This is a genomic window from Maribacter sp. UH1, assembly GCF_056839145.1.
In genome coordinates, this window is record NZ_CM166387.1 from 840,122 (window position 1) to 850,556 (window position 10,435).

General features: G+C 34.8%; 10 protein-coding genes. 8 read left to right on the top strand and 2 right to left on the bottom strand.

All coding sequences use genetic code 11. The features are described 5' to 3' along the window. Positions 1-41 precede the first annotated feature (41 nt). The gene (locus tag UH1x_RS03705) at positions 42-2,672 is read right to left on the bottom strand and encodes a valine--tRNA ligase (RefSeq protein WP_482625175.1); all 2,631 of its coding nucleotides are present in this window, start codon (positions 2,670-2,672) and stop codon (positions 42-44) included. Positions 2,673-2,867: 195 nt separating this feature from the next. On the opposite strand from UH1x_RS03705, the gene UH1x_RS03710 reads away from it, so the two are divergent. Further along, positions 2,868-3,260, top strand: a complete 393-nt coding sequence (locus UH1x_RS03710) for a DUF1573 domain-containing protein (protein ID WP_084135100.1) — start codon at positions 2,868-2,870, stop codon at positions 3,258-3,260. Positions 3,261-3,314: 54 nt separating this feature from the next. Here the strand turns inward: UH1x_RS03710 and UH1x_RS03715 are convergent, their stop codons facing one another. Beyond that, positions 3,315-4,652, bottom strand: a complete 1,338-nt coding sequence (locus tag UH1x_RS03715; RefSeq protein WP_482625178.1) for an aspartyl protease family protein — start codon at positions 4,650-4,652, stop codon at positions 3,315-3,317. 148 nt (positions 4,653-4,800) lie between these two features. Here UH1x_RS03715 and UH1x_RS03720 point away from each other — a divergent pair, with 148 nt between their 5' ends. The 7 genes from UH1x_RS03720 (at position 4,801) to lipA (ending at position 10,394) form a co-directional block, all read left to right on the top strand. Next, entirely contained in the window at positions 4,801-5,991 is a 1,191-nt protein-coding gene (locus UH1x_RS03720) for a pyridoxal phosphate-dependent aminotransferase (protein WP_482625180.1), read from the top strand. Further along, positions 5,991-7,007 (top strand): UDP-N-acetylmuramate dehydrogenase, encoded by a 1,017-nt coding sequence (gene murB / locus UH1x_RS03725; RefSeq protein WP_482625182.1) that lies wholly within the window; start codon positions 5,991-5,993, stop codon positions 7,005-7,007. Before UH1x_RS03720 ends, murB begins: the two co-directional genes overlap by 1 nt. Before the next feature lie 204 nt (positions 7,008-7,211). Then, entirely contained in the window at positions 7,212-7,775 is a 564-nt protein-coding gene (locus UH1x_RS03730; protein ID WP_036156031.1) for an RNA polymerase sigma factor, read from the top strand. Next, the gene (locus UH1x_RS03735; protein WP_036156033.1) at positions 7,772-8,530 is read left to right on the top strand and encodes an anti-sigma factor domain-containing protein; all 759 of its coding nucleotides are present in this window, start codon (positions 7,772-7,774) and stop codon (positions 8,528-8,530) included. Before UH1x_RS03730 ends, UH1x_RS03735 begins: the two co-directional genes overlap by 4 nt. Before the next feature lie 74 nt (positions 8,531-8,604). After that, the gene (locus tag UH1x_RS03740) at positions 8,605-8,808 is read left to right on the top strand and encodes a hypothetical protein (protein ID WP_036156035.1); all 204 of its coding nucleotides are present in this window, start codon (positions 8,605-8,607) and stop codon (positions 8,806-8,808) included. 43 nt (positions 8,809-8,851) lie between these two features. Further along, positions 8,852-9,409, top strand: coding sequence for an RNA polymerase sigma factor (locus UH1x_RS03745; RefSeq protein ID WP_482625185.1), 558 nt, complete (start codon positions 8,852-8,854; stop codon positions 9,407-9,409). 109 nt (positions 9,410-9,518) lie between these two features. After that, positions 9,519-10,394, top strand: a complete 876-nt coding sequence (gene lipA / locus UH1x_RS03750) for a lipoyl synthase (RefSeq protein WP_036156039.1) — start codon at positions 9,519-9,521, stop codon at positions 10,392-10,394. Positions 10,395-10,435: the final 41 nt, after the last annotated feature.

Below are 10,435 nucleotides of genomic sequence, written 5' to 3' on the forward strand. Positions count from 1 at the left end.
TTGTTTAGGAATGAGGCTTTCGTAATTTATGGAATGAAATGTTAGCCTAAACTAGCTAAACTTTTTTCCAATGTTTCTATTTTAGCTTCGGCATCAGCTAATTTTTTGCGTTCTATAGCTATAACCTTTTCAGGAGCATTATTTACAAATCGTTCATTAGAAAGTTTCTTTTGAACTGATGTTAAAAAGCCTTTAGTATATTTTAGCTCTTCATTGATCTTAATGATTTCTGCCTCTATATCAATAGCACCTTCCATAGGCACAAAATACTCGTTACTCTTTACCCTAAAAGTCAATGCACCTTCTAACTGTTCATCTAAATAACTGATTTCAGATACATTGGTAAGTTTGGAAATTACCACATCCCAAAGATTACTTGCATTTTCAGAATTTAGAACTGACAGCTCCAATGATTCTTTCATTGGAATATTCTTATTCTTTCTTATAGTTCTAACACCGGATATTACCTCAGCAGCAAAATCGAACTGAGCTATTAACTCTTCATCAATTTTACCAACGGTTGGCCATTTTGATATGACCAAAGCTTCAGTTTCATCTCTTTTTGCAATATGTTGCCAAACTTCTTCCGTCAAAAATGGCATAAAAGGATGCAACAATTTAAGGTTCTGCTCAAACAACTCTATTACCTTATTAAAAGTAGTTCTATCTATAGGCTGTTGATATGCAGGCTTAATAATCTCCAATAAAGAAGAACTATAATCGTCCCAAACCAATTTATATATTGACATTAAAGCATCTGAAATACGGAACTTGCTAAAATGATCTTCTATCTCTAATAATGTCTTATTTAACTTAGACTCATACCACTCTAAACCAAGTTTTGAAGCCTCTGGTTGAGGAATATCTGCAATTTCCCATCCTCTCACCAATCTGAAACCGTTCCAAATTTTATTGGCAAAGTTTTTTCCTTGCTGACAAAGATCTTCATCGAACATTAAATCATTACCTGCAGCTGAACTTAACAAAAGACCTACACGAACTCCGTCAGCTCCATAATCCTCTATTAATTTTAAAGCATCTGGTGAATTACCCAATGACTTTGACATTTTTCTTCGTTGCTTATCTCTTACCAATCCGGTGAAATAAACATTTTCAAAAGGCTTCTCTCCTCTAAACTCATACCCGGCAACTATCATTCTAGCTACCCAGAAAAATAAAATATCCGGCCCGGTTACTAAATCGTTTGTTGGGTAGTAATAGTTTATCTCTTCATTATCTGGCTCCATAATACCGCCAAATACACTCATTGGCCATAACCACGATGAAAACCACGTATCTAAAACATCGGCATCTTGTCTTAAGTCACTTTCTTTTAAATCTGACTTACCTGATTTCTCTTTTGCCAGTTTTAATGCATCTGCTACATTAGCCGCTACAACAAAATCTTCTTGTCCGTCTCCAAAATAAAATGCCGGTATTTGTTGTCCCCACCATAGTTGTCTAGAAATATTCCAATCCCGAACATTCTCCATCCAATGACGGTATGTGTTTTCAAATTTCTTTGGATGCAACTTTACATCACCACTCTCCATCACCGCTTCTAAAGCAGGTTTTGCCAAATCTTCCATTTTCAGGAACCATTGATCAGATAATTTAGGTTCAATAACAGCCTTGGTTCTTTCTGAAGTACCTACTTTATTAATATGGGTCTCGGTCTTAACCAGAATACCTAAATCTTCTAATTCTTTAGAAATCTCTTTTCTTACTACGAAACGATCTTTACCCTCGTAATGCAATCCAAAACTATTTAAGGTTGCATTATCATTAAAAATATCGATAGTTTCTAGATTATGTTTTTCTCCTAATGCTTTATCGTTGATATCATGTGCAGGCGTTACTTTTAAACACCCTGTACCAAATTCCACATCTACATATTCATCTTCTATAATAGGAATTACTCTATTACAGATAGGAACAATTACTTTTTTACCTTTTAGATGTGTAAAACGCTCATCGTTCGGATTAATACAAATTGCGGTATCCCCTAATATAGTTTCCGGTCTTGTGGTTGCAATGGTTACTTTTTCATCTGATCCTTCTATAGCATAAGACAAATAGTATAAAAGACCTTGTTTTTCTTCATAGATAACTTCTTCATCAGACAAGGTTGTTTGTGCTTCAGGATCCCAATTCACCATTCTATACCCACGGTATATCAGCCCTTTATTATAGAGATCAATAAAAACCTTAATAACACTATCATAACGCTCTTGATCCATGGTGAACGCAGTACGGTCCCAATCACAAGAACAACCTAGTTTTTTCAACTGTTCTAAAATGATTCCACCATATTCATTTGTCCAATCCCACGCGTGTTTTAAAAACTCATCTCTGGTAAGATCGTTTTTATTGATGCCTTGCTCTTTTAATTTCGCAACTACCTTTGCCTCGGTTGCAATAGAGGCATGATCCGTACCCGGTACCCAACATGCATTTTTTCCTAAAAGACGGGCTCTTCTTATGAGTACATCTTGTATTGTATTGTTCAACATATGCCCCATATGCAAAATACCAGTTACGTTTGGTGGTGGTATTACGATACTATATGGTTCTCTTTCATCTGGTTCTGAGTGAAAGTAGCCGTTTTTCATCCAGTAATCATACCATTGTGATTCTGTGGCCTGCGGATTATATTTTGAAGGAATTTCCATTTTTTGGAACAGTTTTTGAATAATAATAAACTGGGTTATTAAAAATTAAAGCCGAACTGACATTCTAACGGTCATTTCAGCTAAATTTCACCCAAAGATAAATACGAAACAAAAATAAGTAACGTTAGAGTATAACAAAAGGATTTTGAGGTTGATCTGAAAAGATTTAATTTTGACATCCACCCAAAATTATAAATGATGAAAAAAATAGTACTTGTATTATTTGTTGGCTTACTAGGTTTTAGTTTAACTGCACAGGACGCAGCTGCCAAAATAGAGTTTAAATCTGAAACTGTGGATTACGGCGAAATCGCTAAAGGATCTGACGGAGTAAGAGTTTTTGAATTTACAAACACAGGAACTGCACCACTTATAGTGAGTAAAGTTAGTTCTAGTTGTGGTTGTACCATTCCAAAAAAACCAGAAGATCCAATTTTACCAGGTAAAACAGGTGAAATTCAAGTGAAATATGATACCAATAGAGTTGGTCCTATCCGTAAAGCAATTACGGTTATTTCTAACGCGGACACTCCTACTAAGGTTTTAAAAATCAAAGGAGAAGTTCAAGCTACTACTGGTACCAAATAAAAGAACTTTTTAAAAATTAAAAGCCCAACTGAAAAGTTGGGCTTTTTTTATGCTTTACTGTTCGTCAAATAAAGGTTTTAAGACAAAACTAAAGAGCAGGTCGCTGTCATACCTTTCTACCAAAACCTTAATTTTTTTGTCCTTTTTAAAATTAAGCATATGCATAATCTCTTGTAATTTATATCGATGGATTCGCTTACCGTTCACTGCCAGAATGACATCGCCTTCTCGTAAGCCCGCCGAATGTGCCGGACTTCCTTGACGTATGCCCGAAACTATAATCTCTGGCACCAAACTTAACCTTGTGGCACCCTGAAGTATAATTTGTACATTTCCATACGTCTTGGCACTGCTATTTAACACACCGTTTGAATCGGTAATTCGTTCTGAAACATAACGCATACCCGCATGTTGCAAATCAATACCGCTAATATTATATTGAAATAGTTTATCAAAATTGGTATTCTTAGTCATTATCAATTTTTCATTTCTATAATCGAATACCACATTAAAACGCTTTATCACCTCACCGCCCAAGCTTCCGTTTCTACCTCCAAAATCTGAAATTGTCGTGAACGTCTCCATATCAGGAAAAGCCGCCTTTGCATCACTCAGTACAAAATCTGCAATCTTTAAATGACTGATTTTTGTTCGCTTCCCAAAAATATCACCTGCCAACCCTTTTCCTAAAAAATCTTGATAATGCTTTTCGGGCAATTGAATTCTTTCATCTTCAAACAACCATACTGCATCGCTACTACCCGTATCCAATAACATTTTTACAGGTATTTCCTCATTCTTACTTATCATAACAAATGCATCTAAATATGCCTTCTTTCTAATGACAGACATATCTACAACCCTAGTGTTCTTAGATTTTTTGTACCTATAAAGTTCAGGATCATGAAATTTTATAGTTTGCTTTACATAGTTTATATCAACTACAAAATCTCTAAATAGATCATATCCAATTATACCATGCACAGGCACACCAAGGCTTGGCGAGAAGTTGACACCAGCATCCATTACTACATAAATGTTTTGGGAAGTATTCTTGACATTACCTAACTGCACAAAATTTCCGGTAGATTTTAATGCATTGATCGGGTCCCCTTCCCCTAGCCCATTAATTGTAATTTCGGTTACATTATTTAATTGAATAGAATCTTGATCCGCCAAATTGAATAAAATTGGGGTGCCAACACCAGAATCTAACACAAAAGATAACTCCGTGCCATTAACATCAATAGGTATGACCATGAGATTATTAATCAATTGAAACTTGACTTTATGAAATTTCTTTCCGGCAGGTAATTGATAGGTTTGTGCTATTCCTGAAAAGGAAAAACAACAACACAAAAGAATCAATAGCATCCTATATTTACGTAACATAATATGTATGAATTAGTTAACCCTTTTTAAGATACACAATAATTTGATACAGTACCTAATTTTAACACGATAGGCAAAACCAAATAAAAGCTTAATTACTTTGTAAGAACCATAATCATTTATCACTTTTGTGAAAAATTCGAATAATATGCCATCTGTATCAAATAAGGGGCTTACCATGCCTCAATCACCTATAAGAAAGTTAGTTCCGTTTGCTGAAAATGCAAAAAAGAGAGGAGTTAATGTAATTCATTTGAACATAGGGCAGCCAGATATTAAGACTCCGCAGCAAGCTTTAGACGCTGTGAAAAATAATGATATAAATGTATTGGAATACAGCCGTACCGAAGGTTCTGAGACCTTTAGAACCAAAATTGCGCAGTACTACCTTAAAAACGACATTCAAGTAAGTGCTACAGATATTATTGTTACTACCGGTGGATCAGAAGCCTTGTCTTTTGCAATGAACACCATTGCAGATACAGATGATGAAATCATCATCCCTGAACCTTTTTATGCGAATTACAACGGATTTGCAACTGCATGTGGCGTAACCGTAGTACCTGTAGTTTCTAAATTAGAAGATAATTTTGCACTACCTCCTATTGAGGATTTCGAAAAACTAATTACACCTAAAACCAAGGCTATATTAATATGTAACCCTGGTAACCCTACAGGATATTTATATAGCAAGGAAGAAATTCAAAAATTAGCTACCCTAGTTAAAAAACACAATATTTATCTAGTTGCAGATGAAGTATACAGAGAATTCACATATGACAATAAAACCCATGCTTCTATTTTAAAAGAAGAAAGATTAGAGGAACATGCTATAGTTATTGATTCGGTTTCTAAAAGATATAGCATGTGTGGTGCTAGAATTGGATACTTGGTATCAAAGAACAAAGAGTTTATTGCTACGGCAATGAAATTTGCACAGGCTAGACTATCACCACCTACATATGCACAAATTGCAAGTGAAGCGGCTTTAGATACACCAGATAGCTATTTTGCAGAAGTAAAGACGGAATATGTTGCAAGAAGGAATCTGCTTATTGCGGAATTAGAAAAAATTGAAGGTATTAAAATTGCTAAACCCCAAGGTGCTTTTTACTGTATAGCAGAACTACCTATTAAAGATGCCGATCACTTTGCTCAATGGTTGCTAGAGGAATTTAACATAGACAACGAAACTGTTATGGTAGCACCTGCAGCAGGGTTTTACGCTACAGAAGGACTAGGCAAAAATCAAATTAGAATTGCATATGTTCTTGACCAAGATAGTTTAAAAAGAGCTGTTCAAATTTTAAAAGAAGCACTTAAAAGCTACAAAGGTTAATGATCGTACATGAACACTTTTCCCTAAAAAACTATAATACTTTTGGTATTGATGCTACAGCAAGATTCTTTGTTGAAGTTACGTCTATTGAAGAATTACAGGATATTCTTGGTAATCATGATTATGACAGAAAAATCATTATAGGTGGCGGTAGTAATATGTTGCTTTCAGATTATATTGAAGCATTGTTTATTCATGTAGATTTAAAGGGAAAGAAAATTGTATCAGAATCTGCAAACAGCGCACAAGTGAAGGTGATGGCAGGCGAAAACTGGCATGATATGGTCATGTGGACCCTTGAGAATAATTTTGGAGGATTGGAGAACATGTCCTTAATACCTGGAAATACCGGTACCGCACCTATTCAAAATATTGGCGCATATGGTGTAGAGTTAAAAGATTGTTTTGTTAGTTGTGAAGCTATTAGAATAGAAGACCAAGAATTAATTACCTTAACCAAAGAGGAATGTAAATTTGGCTACAGAGATTCATTTTTTAAAAATGAAGGAAAAGATCAATTTGTAATTACGTCGGTAACTTTTTCCTTCACCAAAAAAGACCACAAAATCAACTCTGGCTACGGAGCAATTGAACAACAATTAGAAAAAGAAGCGATAACCAACCCTACTATAAAAGATATTTCCAATGCGGTTATTGCTATTAGACAAAGTAAACTACCTGACCCAAAAGTTTTAGGTAATAGTGGTAGCTTCTTTAAAAACCCGATAGTTGATAAAGAAATATTTGAAGAATTTACGCGTAAAAATCCTGAAGCTCCTTTTTATAAAGTATCAGATGAATTTTATAAAATTCCGGCAGGTTGGCTAATTGAGCAATGCGGATTTAAAGGAAAACGTTTTGGTGATGCAGGTGTACACAAAAATCAAGCCTTGGTTCTTGTAAACTACGATAAAGCAACAGGTAAAGATATTTTAGACTTAGCGGCAAAAATTATTGATGCCGTAAAAACAAAGTTCCATATTGAAATAAGTCCTGAGGTTAATTTAATAAAATAACCCCTGTAAAAATTACAGGGGTTATTACCAAACCAAACCAACCAAAAACAAAGTGGGCAGTTACCAGCTGACCACTTATTCAATATATATTTTCAGAAAACGCTTCCTTAACAATCAATTTTATAATTTAGCGTTTAATCATATACGGTTCAATGTTAGCATTTGGATGTCCATCATAAAAAAAATATGTACATCTTTTAAATTATGAGCACTCTATTAGAAAACCATATTGTTGAATTACTACAGGAAAGAAACGAAAAAGCGATTTCTCTCTTGTATGATAATTATGCCGATACCCTATTAGGTGTGGCAAATAAGGTAGTGCGTGATCCTGATCTAGCACAAGATGTTGTTCAAGAATCTTTTGTAAAGATTTGGAAAAAAGCAGACTCTTATGACCCTAAAAAAGCGAAACTGTTTACTTGGCTTTTTAGAATTACACGTAACACTGCCATTGACAAATTAAGAAGTGTCAACACAAAATCCGATAAAGAAATCCAAATAGACGTTTCTGACGTATATACTTTAGGCGTGGAAAGTACAAGGCCAGAGTTAATGGATGTAAGAGAACATCTAGACAAAATTGAAGATAAATATCAAATTGTTCTAGAAGCTCTTTTCTTTCAAGGCATGACCCAACAAGAAGCAAGTGATGAGTTGGATATACCTTTAGGAACTATTAAGTCTAGACTTAAAATTGGATTACGCGAATTAGGCAAAATCTATGGCCCAGCCGTAGTTGCCATGTTATTAAATTTCGTATTATGAAAGACAAAATAAGAATTTTCCTTGATTCTGATTTATTAGAAAAGTATCTTTTGGGAACAACTACCGAGTTGGAAAGCCTTCAGGTAGAGCGCTATATTGCCATGTACCCAGAGGTTAGGGAAACATACAGCGAATTACAGGATAATCTTGAAATCTTCGCTAAGCTTCATGCTATTGAAGCACCACAAGGTTTAAAGGATAAAATCAACTCTAGAATAAAAGCTGAACGTAAGGGCAGAAAAAGATTCTATAGTTATGCTATTGCAGCAAGTATTACCGCTATCATGTTCATAGGTATCTCTACTTTTTTCTGGAACCAAAACCAGAGTTTACAAGAAGAGAACAGCGTTGTTAGCAATAAAATAAAATTGCTTGAGGAAAACATGAAAGAGCAGTTAGAAGATGTACGTAATCAGTTCATTGTTCTAAACAACCCACAAACTAAAAAGTATAATGTTAAAGGGAACCAGAAAGCAAAAGATTTAAAAGCTGTGGCCTATATAAATCCAGTTAAGAAATTATCATATATCAATGTGAGCAAATTACCTCATATTCCAGAAAGCCAATGTTTTCAAATGTGGGCAGAGGTTAACGGTAAAATGATAAACCTAGGTATTATTGAAGAAGCTGGCGATCAGCAAAAGCTGCTAGCGCTACCATACGCTGAAAATGCCGTTGGTTATATTACAATTGAACAAAAGGGAGGTAACCACGCCCCTAACGTAGAAAATATAGTTGCGAACATAGCTTACTAAGCTTGCACACATAAAGTATTCTTAAAGCCCCATTTTTGGGGCTTTATTTTTTATCTTTGTTTAAAATTTAGCATATGAAACTAGTATTATTGACCATTGGGTTGTTAGCATTGGCTTTTGCAGGTATTGCAATTAAAATATGGTCTAAAAAAGATGGGGAATTTGCAGGAACTTGCGCAAGTCAAAGTCCTTTTTTAAATCAAGACGGACAAGCTTGTGGTATGTGCGGTAAAATGCCAAACGAACAAGATTGCAAGAAAGATTTAATCTCCGAATAAATTTAGTACCTAATCAAAAACATACGCTTACCAAAATTAATATTTGAACAACATAGATACTTTAGAAGAAACAATCATTAAAGCGAAGCAAGGCAAACAGATTGCCTTTAGTCGTTTGTTAGATATGTTTTGGAACGATGTTTATGGATTTCAATTAAAGCGTACGGAAAATGAAAACGATTCTGAAGATATAACCATTCAGACATTTTCAAAGGCGTTTGATAAGATTAATACCTATAACGATTCTTACGTATTTAAAACTTGGCTAATAGCTATTTCAAAGAATATACATATTGATCTAGTTAGAAAGCGAAAAAAGAATTTGTTAGATTCTAGCAGCAATTCTGATGCTATTACCAGCGCTTTAGACGCTACGCCTTCTATGGAAGATCAATTGATCCAAGAACAGAATTTAGCAGATTTACTCAGGGATATTAAAAAACTAAAGCCCCACTACCAAGCAGTCATCAATCTAAGATATTTTAATGAGTTAAGTTATGCCGATATTGCCACACAATTAAACGAGCCCATAAACAGTGTAAAAGTAAAACTTCTAAGGGCTAAAAAATTACTTTCAGAAATTATCAAGGAACGAAAGTAATCAACAAACTAATAGTAAATTTCTCATAATTTGGAACTCATTTGTGTAGGATGTAATTCTACTTTACCCACACTTTATTAGTTCGTATATTTGTAATAAAATTGAAAGCATGTCTACAGTTTTAAAAGAAAATGTTGCTCCACCAAAAGGTAAACCGAAATGGCTAAGGGTAAAATTACCTACGGGTAAAAAATACACTCAGCTTAGAGGTTTGGTAGATAAGTATGACTTACATACTATTTGTACCAGCGGAAGTTGCCCTAATATGGGAGAATGCTGGGGAGAAGGTACAGCAACTTTTATGATATTAGGTAATGTATGCACCAGATCATGTGGTTTTTGCGGCGTTAAAACCGGAAGACCAGAGAACGTTGACTGGGCAGAACCTGAAAAAGTAGCTAGATCCATAAAAATTATGGGTATTAAGCATGCTGTTATTACTTCGGTAGATAGAGATGACCTTAAAGATATGGGGTCTATCATTTGGGCAGAAACCGTAAAGGCCATACGCAGAATGAACCCAACTACTACTCTAGAGACTTTAATTCCCGATTTTCAAGGTATAGAAAAGCATTTAGATAGAATTGTTGCTGTTTCTCCTGAAGTTGTTTCTCACAACATGGAAACTGTTAAGAGACTAACAAGAGAAGTGCGTATACAAGCAAAATACGAACGTAGCCTAGAAGCCTTGAACTACTTGAAAAAACAAGGTATCAACAGAACCAAATCTGGTATTATGTTAGGTCTTGGCGAACATGAAGATGAAGTAATTACCACATTGGCAGATTTGCGCAATGCAGATGTTGATGTTGTTACTATAGGACAGTACCTGCAGCCATCTAAAAAACATCTCCCTGTTAAAGAGTTTATTACTCCTGAGCAGTTTAAGAAATATGAAGATATAGGTCTTGAAATGGGCTTTAGACATGTTGAAAGTGGTGCCTTGGTTAGATCTTCTTATAAAGCACACAAGCATATTCTATAAAATCTCAAGAACTTACTTCTTAGCTACTACGCTAACATAAT

What these genes read in the sequence shown, in the direction of transcription:
- UH1x_RS03705 (WP_482625175.1), bottom strand. Translation starts at nt 2,672, where the DNA reads ATGGAAATTCCTTCAAAATATAATCCGCAGGCCACAGAATCACAATGG.
- UH1x_RS03710 (WP_084135100.1), top strand. Translation starts at nt 2,868, where the DNA reads ATGATGAAAAAAATAGTACTTGTATTATTTGTTGGCTTACTAGGTTTT.
- UH1x_RS03715 (WP_482625178.1), bottom strand. Translation starts at nt 4,652, where the DNA reads ATGTTACGTAAATATAGGATGCTATTGATTCTTTTGTGTTGTTGTTTT.
- UH1x_RS03720 (WP_482625180.1), top strand. Translation starts at nt 4,801, where the DNA reads ATGCCATCTGTATCAAATAAGGGGCTTACCATGCCTCAATCACCTATA.
- murB (WP_482625182.1), top strand. Translation starts at nt 5,991, where the DNA reads ATGATCGTACATGAACACTTTTCCCTAAAAAACTATAATACTTTTGGT.
- UH1x_RS03730 (WP_036156031.1), top strand. Translation starts at nt 7,212, where the DNA reads ATGAGCACTCTATTAGAAAACCATATTGTTGAATTACTACAGGAAAGA.
- UH1x_RS03735 (WP_036156033.1), top strand. Translation starts at nt 7,772, where the DNA reads ATGAAAGACAAAATAAGAATTTTCCTTGATTCTGATTTATTAGAAAAG.
- UH1x_RS03740 (WP_036156035.1), top strand. Translation starts at nt 8,605, where the DNA reads ATGAAACTAGTATTATTGACCATTGGGTTGTTAGCATTGGCTTTTGCA.
- lipA (WP_036156039.1), top strand. Translation starts at nt 9,519, where the DNA reads ATGTCTACAGTTTTAAAAGAAAATGTTGCTCCACCAAAAGGTAAACCG.